17 protein-coding genes are annotated in these 18,885 nt (G+C 73.6%); 11 read left to right on the top strand and 6 right to left on the bottom strand.

Annotated elements, in window-relative coordinates; genetic code table 11:
* Positions 1 to 74: 74 nt before the first annotated feature.
* A complete protein-coding gene (locus tag ACIP9D_RS23495; protein WP_350873004.1) occupies positions 75 to 1,472 on the bottom strand; it encodes a HAMP domain-containing sensor histidine kinase in 1,398 nt (465 codons plus the stop codon).
* A gap of 29 nt (positions 1,473 to 1,501) precedes the next feature.
* Positions 1,502 to 2,191: a response regulator transcription factor gene (locus tag ACIP9D_RS23490; RefSeq protein ID WP_350873003.1), complete on the bottom strand. Its 690-nt coding sequence runs from the start codon at positions 2,189 to 2,191 to the stop codon at positions 1,502 to 1,504.
* Positions 2,192 to 2,264: 73 nt separating this feature from the next.
* On the opposite strand from ACIP9D_RS23490, the gene ACIP9D_RS23485 reads away from it, so the two are divergent.
* Complete coding sequence (locus tag ACIP9D_RS23485) at positions 2,265 to 3,185, top strand: ADP-ribosylglycohydrolase family protein (protein WP_350873002.1); 921 nt, start codon at positions 2,265 to 2,267, stop codon at positions 3,183 to 3,185.
* 346 nt (positions 3,186 to 3,531) lie between these two features.
* Here ACIP9D_RS23485 and ACIP9D_RS23480 read toward each other — a convergent pair whose 3' ends face one another.
* Positions 3,532 to 4,659: a DUF1775 domain-containing protein gene (locus ACIP9D_RS23480; protein WP_350873001.1), complete on the bottom strand. Its 1,128-nt coding sequence runs from the start codon at positions 4,657 to 4,659 to the stop codon at positions 3,532 to 3,534.
* A gap of 430 nt (positions 4,660 to 5,089) precedes the next feature.
* On the opposite strand from ACIP9D_RS23480, the gene thrS reads away from it, so the two are divergent.
* On the top strand, positions 5,090 to 7,096 hold the full coding sequence (thrS, locus tag ACIP9D_RS23475; RefSeq protein ID WP_350873000.1) for a threonine--tRNA ligase: 2,007 nt from the start codon (positions 5,090 to 5,092) through the stop codon (positions 7,094 to 7,096).
* A gap of 59 nt (positions 7,097 to 7,155) precedes the next feature.
* On the opposite strand, the gene ACIP9D_RS23470 is transcribed toward thrS, so the two are convergent.
* Complete coding sequence (locus ACIP9D_RS23470; protein WP_350872999.1) at positions 7,156 to 7,893, bottom strand: D-Ala-D-Ala carboxypeptidase family metallohydrolase; 738 nt, start codon at positions 7,891 to 7,893, stop codon at positions 7,156 to 7,158.
* Positions 7,894 to 8,104: 211 nt separating this feature from the next.
* Here ACIP9D_RS23470 and ACIP9D_RS23465 point away from each other — a divergent pair, with 211 nt between their 5' ends.
* Positions 8,105 to 8,617, top strand: a complete 513-nt coding sequence (locus ACIP9D_RS23465) for an HIT domain-containing protein (RefSeq protein ID WP_350873373.1) — start codon at positions 8,105 to 8,107, stop codon at positions 8,615 to 8,617.
* Between the two features lie 96 nt (positions 8,618 to 8,713).
* Here the strand turns inward: ACIP9D_RS23465 and ACIP9D_RS23460 are convergent, their stop codons facing one another.
* A complete protein-coding gene (locus ACIP9D_RS23460) occupies positions 8,714 to 9,196 on the bottom strand; it encodes a hypothetical protein (RefSeq protein ID WP_350872998.1) in 483 nt (160 codons plus the stop codon).
* 94 nt (positions 9,197 to 9,290) lie between these two features.
* Between ACIP9D_RS23460 and ACIP9D_RS23455 the strand changes: the two genes are divergently transcribed.
* Positions 9,291 to 10,349, top strand: a complete 1,059-nt coding sequence (locus ACIP9D_RS23455) for an aldo/keto reductase (RefSeq protein WP_350872997.1) — start codon at positions 9,291 to 9,293, stop codon at positions 10,347 to 10,349.
* A gap of 21 nt (positions 10,350 to 10,370) precedes the next feature.
* Here ACIP9D_RS23455 and ACIP9D_RS23450 read toward each other — a convergent pair whose 3' ends face one another.
* Complete coding sequence (locus ACIP9D_RS23450) at positions 10,371 to 12,533, bottom strand: elongation factor G-like protein EF-G2 (protein WP_350872996.1); 2,163 nt, start codon at positions 12,531 to 12,533, stop codon at positions 10,371 to 10,373.
* 252 nt (positions 12,534 to 12,785) lie between these two features.
* Here ACIP9D_RS23450 and pgsA point away from each other — a divergent pair, with 252 nt between their 5' ends.
* The 7 genes from pgsA to ACIP9D_RS23415 all read left to right on the top strand — a co-directional run bounded on the left by pgsA (position 12,786) and on the right by ACIP9D_RS23415 (position 18,881).
* The gene (pgsA, locus tag ACIP9D_RS23445) at positions 12,786 to 13,418 is read left to right on the top strand and encodes a phosphatidylinositol phosphate synthase (protein WP_350872995.1); all 633 of its coding nucleotides are present in this window, start codon (positions 12,786 to 12,788) and stop codon (positions 13,416 to 13,418) included.
* Positions 13,415 to 14,326, top strand: a complete 912-nt coding sequence (locus ACIP9D_RS23440; protein WP_350872994.1) for a phosphatidylinositol mannoside acyltransferase — start codon at positions 13,415 to 13,417, stop codon at positions 14,324 to 14,326. The genes pgsA and ACIP9D_RS23440 overlap by 4 nt, the downstream gene beginning before the upstream one ends.
* A gap of 1 nt (position 14,327) precedes the next feature.
* Positions 14,328 to 15,488: a glycosyltransferase family 4 protein gene (locus ACIP9D_RS23435; RefSeq protein WP_350872993.1), complete on the top strand. Its 1,161-nt coding sequence runs from the start codon at positions 14,328 to 14,330 to the stop codon at positions 15,486 to 15,488.
* Between the two features lie 81 nt (positions 15,489 to 15,569).
* Positions 15,570 to 16,073 (top strand): hypothetical protein, encoded by a 504-nt coding sequence (locus ACIP9D_RS23430; RefSeq protein ID WP_350872992.1) that lies wholly within the window; start codon positions 15,570 to 15,572, stop codon positions 16,071 to 16,073.
* Positions 16,074 to 16,305: 232 nt separating this feature from the next.
* Complete coding sequence (pdxS, locus tag ACIP9D_RS23425; protein WP_350872991.1) at positions 16,306 to 17,223, top strand: pyridoxal 5'-phosphate synthase lyase subunit PdxS; 918 nt, start codon at positions 16,306 to 16,308, stop codon at positions 17,221 to 17,223.
* Between the two features lie 7 nt (positions 17,224 to 17,230).
* Positions 17,231 to 17,836: a pyridoxal 5'-phosphate synthase glutaminase subunit PdxT gene (pdxT, locus tag ACIP9D_RS23420; RefSeq protein WP_350872990.1), complete on the top strand. Its 606-nt coding sequence runs from the start codon at positions 17,231 to 17,233 to the stop codon at positions 17,834 to 17,836.
* A 295-nt stretch (positions 17,837 to 18,131) separates the two neighbouring features.
* Complete coding sequence (locus tag ACIP9D_RS23415) at positions 18,132 to 18,881, top strand: YebC/PmpR family DNA-binding transcriptional regulator (protein ID WP_350872989.1); 750 nt, start codon at positions 18,132 to 18,134, stop codon at positions 18,879 to 18,881.
* Positions 18,882 to 18,885: the final 4 nt, after the last annotated feature.

Below are 18,885 nucleotides of genomic sequence, written 5' to 3'. Positions count from 1 at the left end.
CTAAGGAAGACTTGCGCCAGCCCACAACCCGGGCCGTGGCCGGTGCCGGAACGCGGGCCGTGGCCGGTGCCGGATCAGGGCTGGTTGGGCCGCTGCCGGGGCCAGCGGCGACCGGCGGACTTCTGCTCGCGGGCCTCCCGCGCCATCCGGCCGACCAGCCCGAACCGGTTGACCTGCCGGGGCGTCGCCTCCGGATCGGCGAGCAGCATCACCACGCTGGCCCCACCCAGCCGGGCCCGGTCGATGCTCACCGAGCCGTTGGCCTGCAACGAGACCCGCTTGGCGATGTCCAGGCCGAGGCCGGTGGAGCCCTGGTCGCTGGCGCCCCGGCGCAGCGCCCGATCCGGATTGGCGATGCCGGGGCCGGCGTCGTCGACGCGGATCGCCACATAGCCGTCCCGCCGGGAGACCGCCACCTCGAACGCGGTGCCCTGCGGGGTGTAGCGGAAGACGTTGCCGATAACCGCGTCCAGCGCGGCCGCCAGCTCGGCGCGCGGCACCGGCGCGGGGGTGCGCAGCTGCGCCCCGATCACCCGGTGCGGCCGGTTCTGGTCGCCGGCGAGCGCCGCCCAGAACACCATCCGGTCCCGGACCACCTCGCTGACGTCACACATCGCCGGCCCGGTCTCGTGGGCGACCGCCTTGCGAGTGGTCTTGATCAGTACGTCGATCTCGCCCTCGAGCGTCACGATGGCCTGCCGGATCCGCCGGATCCCGCGCCGGCGGTCCAACTCGGCCTCGCTGAACGTGCCCACGCTGGTGTCGTCGGACTCCAGCGCCTCGGCGTCCAGCCGGAGCACCGTCAGCGGGGTACGCAGTCGGTGCGACAGGTCGGCGACCAGCTCACGCTCGTCGGTGTGGGCCGCGACCAACCGCTCGGCCATCCGGTTGAACGCCAACCCGGCCTCGGCCAGCTCACGCGGGCCGTTCGGCTCGACGCGGGCCCCCAGGTCACCGTCGCCGACCGCGAGCGCGGCCTCGACCAGCCCTCGGGTGGCGTCCACGGTGCGCGTGGCGACCCGGTCGACCACCACGACGGCCGCGCCCACCAGGACTGCGGCGACCCCGAGGAGCAGCAGCCAGCGTCCCTCACCGCCCAGCGCGTCGTCGGGCACGAACACCTCGACCACCGCGACCCGGTCACCGAGCACCACCGGGTCGAGCCGGACGACACCGCCGGCCACCTCCACCACCACCGAGCGCCGCTGCGCGCGAGCCTCGTCGAGCTGCGCAGGGTCGGCCCGGCCGGCGGAGGCGTCCACGTCGAGGCCGTGCACCACCGGACGGGTGGCCTGGTCGCCGCCGGTGGCCGCCACCGCGCGCTCGATCACCGCCGCGTCGGTGCTGACCGCCAGTGCCCCGGTGACCAGGGCGCTGCGCCGAGCGGCGTCGGCGATGGCCTCCTCCCGGGCCCGGTCGCTGAGACCGAAGCCCAGCGGAACGAGGAAGGCGAGCGCCGCGAGGGCGCACATGCCGGCCGTGACGAGGGCCAGCGTCGTCCTCAGTCCGGCGCCACCAGGCGAAAGCCGACCCCCCGCACGGTGCGCAGGTAGCGCGGCTTCGCCGCGGACTCGCCCATTTTGCGGCGCAGCCAGTAAAGGTGAACGTCGATGGTCTGATCCTCGCCGACCGATGGCTGCCGCCATACCTCCTCCAAGAGCTCCCGGCGGGACACTACCCGCCCGGGACGTGCGGCGAGATACGCCAGCAGGTCGAATTCCTTGCGGGTCAGCGCCAGCGGCTCGCCGTCGAGCTGGGCGCTGCGCTCACCGACGTCGACCCGCAGCCCGCCGACGACGTGCACGGCGGGCTGGACGACCCGGCTGGCCCGGCCGGCCCGGCGCAGCACGGTGGTGATCCGAGCATCCAGGTGGGCGCCGGTGAACGGCTTGACCATGTAGTCGTCGGCGCCGGCGCGCAGCAGCTTCACCACGGACTGCTCGTCGTCGCGGGCGGTGGCGATGATGATCGGCACGTCGGTGATGCCGCGCAGCATCCGCAGCGCGTCCGAGCCGTCCAGATCGGGCAGGCCCAGGTCGAGTACGACCAGGTCGGGCGTCTCGGCGGCGACCCGGCGCAGCGCGTCCAGCGCCGTGCCGACGGCGTGCACCGCATGCCCCCGATCGGCGAGGGAACGCAACATCGCGCCGCGTACGACGTGATCGTCTTCGACCAGGAGGACGGTGGCCACCCCAAGACGGTACTTGGCCTGGCAAGTTGATCGCGTTGCGGCGCACCTCGGAACCCGGCAAGCTGGTACAACGATGTCCTTCACGCTCTTCGACGACGCGCGCCTGGCGCTCGCCCGGGACAGCCTCGCCGGTCTCTCCGTCGGCGACGCGCTCGGCTCGCAGTTCTTCGTCCCCGGCCGGCATCCGGGCGACCTGGCCGCCGGCCGGCTCCCGCCGCCGCCCTGGGAGTGGACCGACGACACCGAGATGGCGTGCTCGGTAGTGGCGGAGCTGGCCGAGTCCGGCCGAGTCGACCGGGACCGGCTGGCCCTCGCCTTCGCCCAGCGCGCCGAGCCCTACCGGGGGTACGGGCCGGGCGCGGTGACCATCCTGCGGCTGATCCGCACCGGCACGCCCTGGCCGATCGCCGCCGCCTCGGCGTTCGACGGGCAGGGCTCCTGCGGCAACGGCGCGGCGATGCGGGTCGGTCCGCTCGGCGCGTACTTCGCCGACTCGACCGCCCGGGCCGCGGCCCAGGCCACCGCCACGGCCGAGGTGACCCACGCGCACCCGGAGGGGATCGCCGGCGCGGTGGCCGTGGCGGTGGCGGCCGCGTTGGCTGCCCGCGGCCGGCTGGACGGCAGCCGCCCCGCCGCCGACCGGCTGCTCGCCGGGGTCGGCGCCGCCCTGAACCCGGGCACCGAGGTGCACCGCCGGGTACGCCGCGCGGCCGACCTGCTGGGCCGGCCGCTGTCCCAGGCGGTGGCGACGCTCGGCAACGGCTCGCGGGTGACCGCGCAGGACACCGTGGGCTTCACCCTCTGGGTGGCCGCCACCCACCTGGACGACTATCCGGCCGCGATCCGGGCGTGCGTCGAGGCGGGCGGGGACGTGGACACCACCGCCGCCATCGTGGGCGCGGTGGTGGCCGCGTACGCCGGCGTCGGCACACCAGGTGGTGTCCCGACCGACTGGCTGGCCGCCCGGGAACCCCTGCCCGACTGGCTCCCCTGACCAACCCCGCCCTGACCGACTCCGAGCTGGCCGATCTGGGCGTGGCCGATCCCGGCGGCCTGACCGGCCTGGCCGACTCCGGCCCGGTCGAGCCGGGCCTGGCCGCCGTGGGCCTGCCGGATTGCGGCCCGGCCAACGTGGGCCTGGCGGACTCCGGCCTGGCCGACTCCGGCCCGGTCGGCCTGGGCCTGGCCTGCCTCGGGCGGGTGATCAACACCAGTTCGCCGACGTGGGGGTATCCGGTGGGGTCGGAGACCGCGATATCGGCGACATGGAGTGGATCACGCCGGTCATCGGGTCTTGATCGACTCGGATTCCGGGAAACGGGGGTATCCGGGTCGCCCGGTCACCCCGACTTCCCAGAACCCGAGTGGATCAGGGTGGGATTGGTGTCGGGCTGCACCCGCGCGGACCCCTGCCCGGCACGCACGACCGGGTCGGTGGGCTCGGCGTGGCCGGCACCTGTGGCAGGGCCGTTGACCTCGGCGTGGTCGCCACCCGCGGCGAGACCGGGGCGCTCGGCGGAGTCGGTGCTTTCGGCGGGGTCGGTCGTGGCGGGGTCGGTCATGGCGGGGGCGGCACCCGAGGCGAGGCCGGTGGGCTCGGTGGGTTCGGCGCTTTCGGCGGGCTCGGTCGTGGCTGGGTCGGCGGTCGGGGAGCGGCGGCGCCAGCGGCTGGCCAGCCAACCGATCGCCGCGCCGCCACCGAGCCCGGCGAGCAGGCCCGCGGCGAGGAGCGCGTCGGCGTTCCCACCGGCCGCGTTCCCAGCGGCCTCGTTCGCGGCGCGCGCGCCGGCCGCGCCGTCCACCGCGCCCCGGGCGCCGGCCGGGTCGGGGCCGGCCGGACCCGCTACGCCGCCCTCGCCGTTCGCCGCGCCGCCGTTCGCCGCGCCGCCGTTCGCCGCGCCGCCGTGGCCGGTGTGCCCGGCCGGGGCGCCGGCGGCTGCGGGCAGCAGGGTGAGTACCGGGGCACGGTGCGCGCCGGTCGGGTCCGCCCAGCGCACCACCGTGCCGTCGGCGTAGGTCTGGATCACCGGGAAGGTGAGCCGGTCGGTGCGGGGGAGCGGGCCCATCGAGAGCGCCAGCCGTGCCGGGCCGGCCGGGGCTCCGTCGACCCGGATCCAGGTCACCGCCGTGGTGACCGTGGTCACCCCGGTCGAGTGGATGCCGGCCACCGGCTGATCGAGCGTGCGGGAGCTGATCCGGGGCGCCCAGCCGGGCACCGACATCGGGTAGACCTCGGCGATCGGGGCGTCCGCCGGCAGCCGGACCTCGATCTGGCGGGTACGGGTGCCGGGCCGCTCCTCGGGCACCACGAACTCCAGCCGGACCGCGTCACCCTGCCGGGCCTGGCCAGGGTTGGTCGTCACCTCCGCCGCGTGCGCCGTACCGGGCCAGCCGAGCACCGTGGCCGCGGCCAGGGCGGCCAGCGCCGCGGGCCGGTGCCAGCGGCGGTTGCCATCCGTCATCGCCATCTCGTGTCCCCATCCCTGTCCGCGCGACCGGCGCCGGTCTCCGGCCACACCGGGTAGTTCGGCTCCGAGCCGCGAAAGGTTCAATCGCCGGCACGCCGGCTGCACGGAAGCGGCCCGTCGGCCGGGCGGCACCAGCACGGGACGGGCAAGACCGGCCCGTCGGCGGCGCGAAACCGGGCACCCGGGCCGGCGGGACCGGCACGTCGGCCGGGCGGCAGCGGCCCGTCGACCGGACGGACGGGCACTTCGGCGGGTCGGCCTGCCGGCCAGGCGAGGCGGAGTCGGGCGGGCAGGCGGTGCCGCCGGTGCCGGCGGTCGGCGCCCCGGCGCGTGCCTGCGGCGTCGGCGGTCGGGTCGGGCGGGGCGACCGATAGCATCGGCAGGGGCCGGACGCCGGCCCGATCCGTACCGTCTGCTGCGAGGAGTCACCGTGTCCGCACCCCGTACCCCCGCCGTGGCCGACCCCGTCGTCGTCACCGCCGGGACCACGGCGGCCGACGCGGTGGCCGCGGCCGGGCTGCCCGCCGCCGGTCCGAAGGCGATCGTGGTGGTCCGCGATCCGGAGGGCCAGCTGCACGACCTGGACTGGCGGCCGGCGGCCGACACCGAGGTCGAGCCGGTCAGCCTCGAATCGCCGGACGGGCTGAACGTGCTGCGCCACTCCACCGCGCACGTGCTCGCCCAGGCCGTGCAGGACGTCTACCCCGAGGCCAAGCTCGGCATCGGCCCGCCGATCGACAACGGCTTCTACTACGACTTCAAGGTCGACAAGCCGTTCCAGCCGGACGACCTGGCCAAGATCGAGAAGCGGATGCAGGAGATCGTCAAGTCCGGACAGCGGTTCCGCCGCCGCCGCTTCGGCAGCCTGGACGAGGCGCGCGCCGAGCTGGCCGCCGAGCCGTTCAAGCTGGAGCTGATCGACGTCAAGGGCGAGGGCCTGGACTCCTCCGAGGTGATGGAGGTCGGCGGTGGCGAGCTGACCATCTACGACAACCTCGCCGCGAACGAGGAGAAGGTCTGCTGGTCGGACCTCTGCCGGGGGCCGCACCTGCCGAACACCCGGCTGATCGGGGCGTTCAAGCTGATGCGCTCGGCGGCGGCATACTGGCGCGGGTCGGAGAAGAACCCGCAGCTGCAGCGGGTGTACGGCACCGCGTGGCCGACCCGCGACGAGCTCAAGGCGTACCTGAAGCTGCTGGAGGAGGCCGCCCGGCGCGACCACCGCAAGCTCGGCGCGGACCTCGACCTGTTCAGCTTCCCCGACGAGATCGGCTCGGGCCTGGCGGTCTTCCACCCCAAGGGCGGCATCATCCGCCGGGAGATGGAGAACTACTCCCGCCGTCGGCACGAGGACGCGGGCTACGAGTTCGTCAACACCCCGCACATCACCAAGGCGCAGCTCTTCGAGACCTCCGGCCACCTGCCCTACTACGCCGACACCATGTTCCCGCCCATGCAGCTGGAGGGCGCGGACTACTACCTCAAGGCCATGAACTGCCCGATGCACAACCTGATCTTCGGGGCGCGCGGGCGGTCCTACCGGGAGCTGCCGCTGCGGCTCTTCGAGTTCGGCACGGTCTACCGGTACGAGAAGTCCGGCGTGGTGCACGGCCTGACCCGGGTGCGCGGCCTGACCCAGGACGACTCGCACATCTACTGCACCCGGGAGCAGATGGCCGGCGAGCTGTCCACGCTGCTCACCTTCGTGCTCGACCTGCTGCGCGACTACGGCCTGGACGACTTCTACCTGGAGCTGTCCACCCGGGACGATTCGCCGAAGTTCATCGGCTCGGACGAGGACTGGGCGGAGGCCACCGAGGCGCTGCGTACCGCCGCCGAGCAGTCCGGGCTGGACCTGGTGCCCGACCCGGGCGGCGCGGCCTTCTACGGGCCGAAGATCTCGGTGCAGGCCAAGGACGCCATCGGGCGGACCTGGCAGATGTCCACCATCCAGGTCGACTTCAACCAGCCGGAGCGGTTCGGGCTGGAGTACCAGGCGGCCGACGGCACCCGGCAGCGGCCGGTGATGATCCACCGGGCGCTCTTCGGCTCGATCGAGCGGTTCTTCGGGGTGCTCACCGAGCACTACGCGGGCGCGTTCCCGGCCTGGCTGGCCCCGGTACAGGTGGTCGGCATCCCGATCCGCGAGGACCACACCGACTACCTGCACGGCTTCGTCGCCGCGCTGCGCGCCGAGGGGATCCGCGCCCAGGTCGACGCGGGCGACGACCGGATGCAGAAGAAGATCCGCACGGCGCAGCAGCAGAAGATCCCGTTCATGGTGATCGCCGGTGACGACGACGTGGCGGCCGGCACGGTGTCGTTCCGCTACCGGGACGGCTCGCAGCGCAACGGGGTGCCGATGGCCGAGGCGGTGACGCACGTGCTCGACGTGGTCACCTCGCGTACCAACAGCGGTCCGTCCGCCGAGATGTGACGTCGACGGCCCCCCGTCCCGACCGGCCGGTCGGGACGGGGAGCCGTCGAGCCGGGGCGTCAGATGCCGCAGTTCGGCGCCGACCAGGTGCGGGTCGACTTGTGCGCGACGTGGGTGTGGTCGTTGTGCCCGGGGTAGCCGGGGCCGAGGATCTCGTTGAACCCGTGGTTGCGGGCCTGCTGGGCGAGCCGGCACAGCGAGTGCGGCCCGGCGCCCAGATCGACGGCGTCGCCGTAGAGGTGCCGGCTCGTCGACGACCCGCCCACCGCGCTGTTGCAGGCGTAGCTGCGGAACGCGCTGGTCACCACGATCTGCTGGTCGCCGAGGGCGTGCCGCATCGCCTGGAGCTTCCACATCGAGACCCGGGCGTTGAACCGGGCCGTGCTGGCCGAGACCGCCCCGCCGGACCAGTCGCTGTTGCAGTCGTTGAACTCGGCGTAGCTGAAGTTCACCGGGGTGCAGTCGTCGTCCTGCAACGCGTAGATCCGGTTGAAGGTCTGCGGGCCGGCGATGCCGTCGGCGGACAATCCGTACGCCTGCTGGAAGCGGCTGACCGCCGACCGGGTGGCCGGGCCGTACGCCCCGTCGAGGGTGAGCACCGCGCCGTTGCCGGGGTAGCCGGCGACGCGGATCTGGAGTTGCCGGACGTCTTCGCCGGACATCCCCTCGGACAGGGTGCGTCCCCAGGTGTAGCAACCGTCGGCGTGGGCCGCGCCGGCGGTGGCGGTGACACCGACCACCGTGCTGACGGCGGTCAGCGCGAGGGCTGCGAGGAAGGTGCCGATTCGTCGGATCACAGGAGTCCTCCATCAGTCCATGCAAGTACATGAATGTATGGAAGTTTCAGCTGCGGGCTTTGGTTCGTCAACAACTTCCATTTGACGCGTTCCTGAACAGACGACATTCCGGTCGGAGAGCGCTGCCCTGTGCCGGCCGTCGCCGCCGGCCGGGATGGTCCGTAGGATCGCCCCTGTGACTGGGGTGGAACGGCACGCGAACAGTGGCGGGATGGCCGACGGCCTGGAGCGGCTCTGGACGCCGCACCGGATGACCTACATCTCGGGCGAGGACCGCCCCGCCGAGGGCTACGAGAAGCCGAGCGGCTGCCCGTTCTGCCGAGGGCCGCAGCTGCCCCCGGAGGAGAACCTGCTCGTGGCGCGGGGGCAGCACGTCTTCGCGGTGCTCAACCTCTACCCGTACAACCCGGGGCACCTGCTGGTCTGCCCCTACCGGCACGTCGCCGACTACACCGAGCTGGACGAGTCGGAGACCGTGGAGCTGGCGTCCTTCACCCAGACCGCGATGCGTGTCATCCGCAAGGTGAGCAACGCCCACGGCTTCAACCTGGGCATGAACCAGGGCGGAGTGGCCGGCGCGGGCATCGCCGCGCACCTGCACCAGCACGTGGTGCCCCGCTGGGGCGGCGACGCCAACTTCATGCCGGTGATCGGTCGGACCAAGGTCCTGCCGCAACTCCTCGGCGACACCCGCGACCTGCTCGCCCGCGCCTGGCCGTCCTGACCGCGCCGGCCGGCCCGCCGCCAGCGCGGCCCGCCCGCGATCGCGGCCCGGCCCGGCGCCGCGCCGGTCGGCCGCCGCGGGCCGACGCCGCGCCGGTCAGCCGCCGCGCAGCGCGCTGACCAGCTCGGGCCAGCTCTCCACCCGGTGTACGAGCGGCAGGTGGGCGTCGTGCCGGGACACCTCCGCCGCCCGGGGGCGGAAGAGGAAGCGGTGCGGCACCGAGTCGAGGTAACCCAGCACCTCGAGCTTGTCGTCGACGAAGTGGGTCAGCCCGAGCCGGCGGGCGATCGGGGCCTTCGCCGGTCGGGTACGGCAGAAGTGCACCCGCTGCGCAGGTATCCCCGTGCGGGTGTGGAAGTCGTGATGGACCAGCCACTCCCGGGTCCGCCGCTCGGTGTCCTCGCCGCACTTGCTGACCAGGTGCACCTCGTCGAACGGCTCGGCGGCCAGCGTGGCCAGCGCCTCGAACGCCCCGGCGACGACCGGCGTGCGCAGGTAGTGCTCCCCGAAGAACGAGGTGTCGGCGTCGTCGTCGGCCGGTTCGATGATCACGCCGCCGATGTCCACTCCCAGCCGCATACGGTCGATCATGCCGTACGGGTCGGTGTGCCGCCGTCCGCCGGGTTGGGTCAGATGTTGCCGTCGAGCGGACTCGAGGTGGCAGGATCGGCCGATGGCAGTCACGACGCGCATTCTGGGGCGCAGCGGTATCGAGGTCAGCGCCCTGGGCATGGGGTGCTGGGCGATCGGCGGCCCCTGGGCCGAGGGCAGCCAGCCGCTGGGCTGGGGGACTGTCGACGACGAGGAGTCGGTCCGTGCGGTGCGCCGGGCGCTCGACCTGGGCGTCACCCTCTTCGACACCGCCGACACGTACGGGGCGGGCCACAGTGAGCGGATCCTCGGTCGGGCGCTGGCCGGCCGGCGCGACGCGGCGGTGATCGCCACCAAGTGGGGTTACACCTTCGACGAGGCGACCCGGCAGGCCACCGGGCAGGACGCCTCCCCGGCCTACCTGCGCCGGGCGGTCACCGACTCGCTGCGCCGGCTCGGCACCGACCGGATCGACCTGTACCAGCTGCACCTCGCCGACCTGCCGGTGTCCCGCGCCGAGGCGCTGATCGGCACGCTCGAGGAGCTGGTCGCCGACGGGCTGATCCGGGCCTACGGCTGGAGCACCGACCGCCCGGACCGGGCCGCCGCGTTCGGTCCCGGCGCCGCCGGCGCGACCGCCGTGCAGCACAACCTCTCCGTGCTCCGCGACGCTCCCGAGCTGCTCGCCATCTGCGACAAGTACGACCTGGCCAGCGTCAACCGGGGGCCGCTCGGGATGGGACTGCTCACCGGCAAGTACACCGCCACCTCGACGCTGCCTCGCGACGACGTACGCGGGCTCGCGCCCGGCTGGCTGGAGTGGTTCCGCGGCGGCCGGCCGGCGCCGGAGTGGCTACGCCGGGTCGCCGCGGTGCGGGCGGCGCTGACCGGCGACGGACGCACTCTGGCCCAGGGCGCGCTCGGCTGGATCTGGGCGCGCAGCGGTCGGACGATCCCGATCCCCGGCTGCCGGACCGTCGCCCAGGTGGTGGAGAACGCCGCGGCGCTCGACCGCGGCCCACTCGCCCCCGACCAGTTCGCCGAGGTGGAGCGGCAGCTGGCCGCCCTGCGCTCGGCGGCTCTGCGGGGGGCCGACCACGCCCACTGGCCCGCCCCCGCCCTCCCCGCCGTCCACCCCTGACCGGGCTCTGCCGACGCGGGGTCAGGGGTGGGAGTTCTGTTCCTTGCGGATCTGGTCGGCCAGGTGGGCGGGCATGGGGTCGTGGCGGACGAAGCCGCGGCGGAAGGTGCCGGTGCCGGCGGTCATCGAACGCAGCTCCACCGCGTAGCGCAGCAGCTCGGTGGCGGGCACCTCGGCGCGCACCAGGGTGCGGCCCTCGCCGTCGGGATCCGGCTCGGTGCCGAGCACCCGGCCACGCCGGCCGGAGAGGTCGCCCATCACCGCGCCGACCGAGCCGTCCGGCACCCGGATGGTCACCTCGTCGACCGGCTCCAGCAGGGTCGGCTGGCCCTTCTCGGCCGCGTCCCGCAGCGCCAGCGCGCCGGCGGTCTGGAACGCCGCGTCGGAGGAGTCGACGCTGTGCGCCTTGCCGTCGACCAGCGTGACCCGCAGGTCGACCATCGGGTGGCCGGCGAGCACGCCCCGCTCCATCTGGGCCCGGACCCCCTTCTCCACGGAGGGGATGTAGTTGTGCGGTACCGCGCCGCCGACCACCCGGTCGACGAACTCGAAGCCGCTACCGCGGGGCAGCGGCTCGACCTCGATGTCGCAGACGGCGTACTGGCCGTGGCCGCCGGACTGCTTGACGTGCCGGCCGTGCCCCCGCGCCGGGGCGGTGAACGTCTCCCGCAGCGCCACCCGCACCGGCTCGGTCTCCAGCTCGACGCCGCCGGCGCGCAGCCGGTCCAGCACGACGTCGGCGTGCGCCTCACCCATGCACCAGAGCACCAGTTGGTGGGTCTCCGGGTTGCGCTCCAGCCGCATGGTCGGGTCGCCGGCCACCAGCCGGGCCAGGTTGCGGGCCAGGGCGTCCTCGTCGGACCGGCTCTTGGCCACGATCGCCACCGGCAGCAGCGGCTCGGGCATCTCCCACGGGGCGATCAGCAGCGGGTCGTCCTTGGCGGAGACCGTGTCGCCGGTCTCCGCGCTGCCCGACTTGGTGATCGCGCAGATGTCGCCGGCGACGCAGGCCGACACCTCGCGCAGCGCGACGCCGAGCGGGGTGTAGACGTGCCCGACCCGCTCGTCTGCGTCGTGGTCGGGGTGTCCGCGCTCGGCCAGGCCGTGCCCGGAGACGTGCACGGTCTGCTCGGGGCGCAGCGTGCCGGAGAAGACCCGGACCAGGGAGACCCGCCCCACGTGCCGGTCGATCGTCGTCTTGACCACCTCGGCCACCAGCGGGCCGTCGGGGTCGCAGGTCAGCGGCGGCCGGGGGGAGCCGTCCACCCCGGCGACCGCGGGCAGCTCGTGCTCCAACGGCGACGGGAAGGCGGCGGTGAGCACCTCGAGCAGCGCGTCCAGACCGACGCCGGTCTCCGCGCAGACCGGCACCACCGGGTAGAAGTGCCCGCGCGCGACGGCCTTCTCCAGGTCGTCGATCAGCACATCGGTGCCGATCTCCTCGCCCTCGAGGTAGCGGTCCATGAGCGACTCGTCCTCGCTCTCCGCGATGATCCCCTCGATCAGCTCGTCGCGGGACTCGGTGATCGCCGGCAGGTGCTCCGGATCCGGCTCGCGGACGTCGGCGGGCAGCCCGCCGGTGTAGTCGAAGACCCGGCGGGTGATCAGGCCGAGCAGGCCGACCGTGGAGACCCCGTCGTCGCCGAGCATCGGCAGGTAGAGCGGCATCACGTTGTCGCCGAAGACGCGCTGGCAGAGCGCCACCGCCTCGTCGAAGTCGGCGCGCGGGTGGTCCAGTCGGGCGACGGCGACCGCCCGGGGCATGTCCACCGCCGCGCACTCCTCCCACAGCGCCGCGGTGGCCGCGTCCATGCCGTCGGCCGCGGAGACGACGAAGAGCGCGGCGTCGGCGGCCCGCAGCCCGGCGCGCAGCTCACCGACGAAGTCGGCGTAGCCGGGCGTGTCCAGCAGGTTGACCTTGATGCCGTTGTGCAGCAGGGGTGCGCAGGCCAGGCTCACCGAGCGCTGCTGGCGCACGGCGGCCGGGTCGTGATCGCAGACCGTGGTGCCGTCGGTGACCGTGCCGGCGCGGCTGATCGTGCCGCTCGCGGTGAGCAGCGCCTCGACCAGGGTCGTCTTGCCCGCGCCGGAGTGCCCGACGAGCACCACGTTGCGAACCCTGGCGGGGTCGGTCACCACCGGCGCGCCGCCGGTGACACCCTTCTCCTGACTCTTCTGCGCCATCGGGCGCACCTCCCTCAGCCGGTGGTTGGTGGCGAACGCCGCGCGTGACGGGAAGCGGCCCGGGGCGAGTGCGCGGCGATATCCTCCGGTGTCCGCTGCACAGCGGGTTTTCAGACGGTCAGGAGGGTGAGCTGGCTCACCTCCCTGGCTCGATCAGACACCCGTTACGGGGTGCGCACAAGCCTCCGCACCGAGGCTCCACTGACCGGCCGTATCGCCGGACCTGCGGGGACCGTTATCGTGGGGACCGCCATGGCGAAGATCTTCCAAGTGTCGGCCCGCGCGGGGATGACCCGCGTCATTGAGCCGCTTGCCCGCGCCCTGCTCCGTGCGGGCGTCACCCCCAACGCGGTCACCGTGACCGGGACCGTCGGCGTGCTGGTCGGCGCGCTCGGCTTCGGCGCCCGCGGTCACCTGGTCGCCGGCGCGCTGATCGTCACGGTCTTCGCGCTCACCGATCTGCTCGACGGCACGATGGCCCGGATGAGCGGCGGCTCCACCCGGTTCGGCGCGTTCCTCGACTCGAGCATGGACCGGGTCGCCGACAGCGCCGTGTTCGGCGCGGTGGCGTACTGGCTGGCCACTCAGCACCAGTTCTCCGGTGTGGCCGCCGCGCTGCTCTGTCTGGCCGCCGGCGCCCTCGTCTCGTACGTCAAGGCCCGGGCCGAAGGGCTCGGCATGACCTGCAACGTGGGCATCGCCGAGCGCACCGAGCGGCTGCTGATCGTCGGCGTCGGTGGCCTGCTCACCGGCTTCGGCGTCGACCCGGCGCTGGAGATCGCGCTCTGGCTGCTCGCCGCCGTGTCGATCTTCACGGTCGGTCAGCGGATGACGCACGTGTACCGGCAGGCCCAGCGGGTGCACACGCCGGGTGGAAACGGGTGAATCTCACCGAGCTCGGCTACGTCGCCGGCTGGCGGGTGATCCGCGCGTTGCCGCGGCCCGTCGTGGCCGCGGCGTTCCGGGCCGGCGCCGACCGCACCCACCGGCGCGGCGGCGGGGGTACGGACCGGCTGCGCGCGAACCTGCGCCGGGTGGTCGGGCCCGAGCTGCCCGAGGCCGAGTTCGACGCGCTGGTCCGGCGGGCCCTGCGGTCGTACGCCCGGTACTGGATGGAGGCGTTCCGGCTGCCCGCGCTGAGCCGCGAGCAGATCCTGGCCGGGTTCCGCCTCGACGGCGAGGAACTGCTCGCCGCCGACGTGGCCGCCGGCCGAGGCGCGGTGGTGGCGTTGCCGCACGCCGGCAACTGGGACGCCGCGGGCGCCTGGGTGGCCGCCACCGGCTGGCCGATCACCACGGTGGCCGAGCGGCTCAAGCCGGAGGGCGTCTACAAGCGCTTCCTCGCCTTCCGGCAGAGCCTGGGCATGGAGATCCTGCCCACCCACGGCGGTGCGCGTCCCGCGTTCGACGTGCTGGTCGACCGGCTGCGAGCCGGCGCGGTGGTGCCGCTGCTGGCCGACCGGGACCTCTCCGCGCGGGGCATCGAGGTCGACTTCTTCGGGGCCCGGACCCGGATGCCGGCCGGGCCGGCGCTGCTGGCCCTGCGCACCGGAGCGCCGCTCTACGTGGCCTCCATGTGGTACGAACCGGACGCGGCGCACGCGGCGCTCGAGGGGCCGCTGCCGGTGCCCGGTCCGGAGGAGGGGCCGCTCGACGAGCGGGTCCGGACGCTGACCCAGCGGGTCGCCGACTCCTTCGCCGCGGGCATCGCCCGGCATCCGGAAGACTGGCACATGCTCCAGCGGATGTGGCTGGACCAGCGGAGCCCGACGGTCGCGAACAAGGGTCGTTGACGTGCGGGTCGGCATCGTGTGCCCGTACTCCTTCGACGTGCCGGGCGGGGTGCAGAACCACGTCATGGACCTCGCCGAGGCGCTGATCGCGCTCGGTCACGAGGTCAGCGTCCTCGCCCCGGCCGACGAGGACTCCCCGGTGCCGCCGTACGTGGTGTCCGCCGGCCGGGCGGTGCCGCTGCCCTACAACGGCTCGGTCGCCCGGATCGCGTTCGGCCCGGTCTCCACCGCCCGGGTACGCCGTTGGCTCACCCGGGGCGACTTCGACGTGCTGCACGTGCACGAGCCGTTGACGCTGAGCCTGTCCCTGCTTGCGGTGCTCTCCGCCCGGGGGCCGGTGGTGGCCACCTTCCACACCGCGATCACCCGGTCCCGGGCGCTGGCCGCGGCCCAGGGCGTGCTCCAGATCGTGCTGGAACGCATCACCGCCCGGATCGCGGTCAGCGCGCTGGCCCGCAAGGTGCAGGTCGAGCACCTGGACGGTGGCGCGGTGGAGATCCCGAACGGGGTGGCGGTCGCCAAGTTCGCCGACGCGGAACCGCTGCCCGGCTGGCCGGGGGAGTGCGGGCCGGGCACCGGGGGCACGATCGGCTTCCTGGGCCGGTTCACCGAGGCGCGCAAGGGCTTCCCGGTGCTGCGCGACGCCTTCGTCGAGCTGGCTCCGCACCGCCCCGGCCTGCGGCTGCTGGTGGCCGGGCCGGGCGACCCGGACGATCTGTTCGACCAGTTTCCGGCCGCGCTGCGGGACCGGGTCACCTTCCTCGGCCTGGTGTCCGAGGCGGACAAGGCGCGCATGCTGCGCAGCGTGCACCTCTACGTGGCGCCGAACATCGGCGGCGAGTCGTTCGGCATGATCCTCACCGAGGCGCTGGCCGCCGGGACCACGGTCGTCGCCAGCGACCTCGACGCGTTCCGTCGGGTGCTCGACGGCGGCCGGGCCGGGCGGCTCTTCCCGACCGGGAACCCGGCGGCGCTGCGTGACGCGCTGGTCGAGCTGCTCGACGATCCGCCGGCCCGGGCGGAGTTGACCGCCTGCGGCGACCAGGTGGTGGCGCACTTCGACTGGCCCACGGTGGCGAAGCGGGTCGTCGAGGTGTACGCGGCGGCGATCGAGGCCACCGACGGGCGGGTCATCGACCAGGAGTGGGTGGGGCTGGGCTGAGCCGGATGCCGGACGGCGCCGGCGTGACCTTGTCCCCCGTGCCGGCCGGGCCGGCGGAACCGGAAGTGGAGCAGCACTACGATGCCGGGCATGTGGTGGGTGACGGGAGCGATCGTGGCCGTCGGGCTGCTCTCGACGTACCTGATCTGGACCGCCGGCCGGGTCGAGCGGCTGCACGCCCGCGCGGAGTCGGCCGCCCGCGCCCTCGACGCCCACCTGTTGCGCCGTGCGGCGGCCGCTGCGGTGCTCGCCGAACGGCGCTACGGCGTCGAGCTGTACGCGGCGGCGCGGATCGCGCTCGACGCCCGCCCGGACGAGCGCGAGGCCGCCGAGAACGACCTCACCCGGCAACTGCGGGTGGTGCAGCTCGACCCGGCCGACCCGGACTGCGAGGCGGTCATCGCGGCCAGCCGCCGGCTCGCCCTGGCCCGGCAGGTGCACACCGATCTGGTCCGCGACGCCCGGTCGGCGCGCGGTCGCCCACTGGTCCGCCTGCTGCGGATGGGACGCGGCCGGGAGTGGCCGCGCTACTTCGACATCGACGACCCGACGCTCACCGTCCCCGCCGACGTCCCCACCGGCTGACCGCCCCGGCGGCATTTGATCCACTCCGTTTCGCCGATAGGGCGGTGTCCCGGCCGCCCGGATACCGCCACATCGGCGACCTGGAGTGGATCAGGCGTGGCGAGCGGCGGGGCCGGTGACGGGCGACACATTGCAGGCCACCGGGGGTCTGATTGGCTGTCGGACCGGCGTTGACCCCGGCGTAGCATTTTCGCTTGCCACCCCCCCGAGCACGTTCGAGGAGCGATAACCCGTGCCCGAAGCCACCGCCCAGAACAGCAGCGCCAGCCCGGTCGTCGGCACCGCCCGCGTGAAGCGCGGCATGGCCGAGATGCTCAAGGGTGGCGTGATCATGGATGTGGTCACCGCCGAGCAGGCCAAGATCGCTGAGGACGCCGGCGCGGTCGCGGTGATGGCGCTGGAGCGGGTACCCGCCGACATCCGCGCCCAGGGTGGCGTGTCCCGGATGAGCGACCCGGACATGATCGACGGCATCATCAACGCCGTCTCGATCCCGGTGATGGCCAAGGCCCGCATCGGTCACTTCGTGGAGGCGCAGATCCTCCAGTCGCTCGGCGTCGACTACGTCGACGAGTCCGAGGTGCTGACCCCGGCCGACTACGCCAACCACATCGACAAGTGGGCGTTCACCGTCCCGTTCGTGTGCGGCGCGACCAACCTGGGCGAGGCGCTGCGTCGGATCACCGAGGGCGCGGCCATGATCCGCTCCAAGGGCGAGGCCGGCACCGGTGACGTCTCCAACGCCACCACCCACATGCGCAAGATCCGCCAGGAGATTCGCCGGCTCAGCTCGCTGCCCACCGACGAGCTCTTCGTCGCGGCCAAGGAGCTGCAGGCCCCGTACGAGCTGGTCAAGGAGGTCGCCGAGACCGGCAAGCTGCCGGTGGTGCTCTTCACCGCCGGCGGGATCGCCACCCCGGCCGACGCCGCGATGATGATGCAGCTCGGCGCCGAGGGCGTCTTCGTCGGCTCGGGCATCTTCAAGTCCGGCAACCCGGCGCAGCGCGCCGCGGCGATCGTCAAGGCGACCACCTTCCACGACGACCCGGACGTGCTGGCGAAGGTCTCCCGCGGCCTCGGTGAGGCGATGGTCGGCATCAACGTCGACGAGATCCCGCAGCCGCACCGGCTGGCCGAGCGCGGCTGGTGACCGCCGCGTGAGCGCCGTACCCGTCATCGGGGTGCTCGCCCTGCAGGGTGACGTCCGCGAGCACCTCGCGGCCCTGGCCGCGGCGGGCGCGGACGCCCGCCCGGTGCGTCGCCGGCACGAGCTGGACGCCGTCGACGGGCTGGTCATTCCCGGCGGCGAGTCCACCACGATCAGCAAGCTGGTCGACGTCTTCGAGCTGCGCGAGCCGATCGACAAGCGCATCGCCGCCGGCATGCCGGTCTACGGCTCGTGCGCTGGGATGATCATGCTGGCGACCGAGGTGCTGGACGGCCGGGCCGACCAGCGCGGGTTCGACGGCATCGCGATGACCGTCCGCCGCAACGCGTTCGGCCGGCAGGTCGACTCGTTCGAGGCGTCCGTGGAGATCGCCGGGGTCGACGGGGAACCGTTCCACGCGGTGTTCATCCGGGCCCCCTGGGTCGAGCGGGTCGGCGCCGACGTCGAGGTGCTGGGCCGGGTCAGCGAGGGCCCGGCGGCCGGGCGGGTCGTGGCGGTGCGGCAGGGCAACCTGGTGGCCACCTCGTTCCACCCCGAGCTGACCGGCGACCGCCGGCTGCACCGCTACTTCGTGGACCTGGTCCGCGCCGCCTGAGCCCCCGCCCGGCCCGCCCGTCCTCGGCCCCGCGCCGGTGGCCCAGGCGGCCGGCGGGCATGATTTGCGGCCCCCGGTCGTTGTGTCTGGGGTGCGCCCGGGTGCCCGGCGCCGTCCCCGGTGGTAGCCGGGTGTGACATGCAGGGGCATGACCTCGGTAGGATTGCCGCGGTTCGGCAGGGCCATCACCCGCGTGGCGTTTCCCGCGGGGGCCGACGGCCACCGGATCGGCCCGATGCGGCGTGAATCGGCGTGCCAGTCGACGCAGGCGTGGAATGACAGACGGAGGTAGCAGATGTCCGGCCACTCAAAGTGGGCGACCACCAAGCACAAGAAGGCCGTCATCGACGCCAAGCGCGGCAAGATGTTCGCCAAGCTGATCAAGAACGTCGAGGTCGCCGCGCGGACCGGCGGCGGTGACCCGGCCGGTAACCCGACCCTCTACGACGCCATCCAGAAGGCGAAGAAGAACTCGGTCCCGAACGACAACATCGACCGCGCGGTCAAGCGCGGCTCCGGCCTGGAGGCCGGCGGCGCCGACTGGCAGACGATCATGTACGAGGGGTACGGCCCCAGCGGCGTGGCGATGCTGATCGAGTGCCTGACCGACAACCGCAACCGGGCGGCGACCGAGGTGCGTACCGCGCTGACCCGCAACGGCGGTTCGCTGGCCGACGCCGGCTCGGTGTCGTACATGTTCTCCCGCAAGGGCGTGGTGATCGTCCCCAAGACGGGGACGACCGAGGACGACGTGATGATGGCCGTGCTCGACGCCGGCGCCGAGGAGGTCAACGACCTCGGTGAGGCGTTCGAGGTGGTCTCCGAGCCGACCGACCTGATCGCGGTGCGCACCGCGCTGCAGGACGCCGGCATCGAGTACGAGTCGGCCGAGTCCTCGCTGATCCCGAGCGTCAACGTCCCGCTGGACGAGGAGGGCGCTCGCAAGATCTTCAAGCTGATCGACGTCCTGGAGGACTGCGACGACGTGCAGAACGTCTACGCGAACTTCGACGTCAGCGACGAGATCATGGCGGCGGTCGGCTGACCCG

The organism is Micromonospora sp. NPDC093243 (assembly GCF_044753725.1).
Taxonomy (GTDB): domain Bacteria; phylum Actinomycetota; class Actinomycetes; order Mycobacteriales; family Micromonosporaceae; genus Micromonospora.
This window is presented reverse-complemented; position numbering and strand designations above follow the sequence as displayed.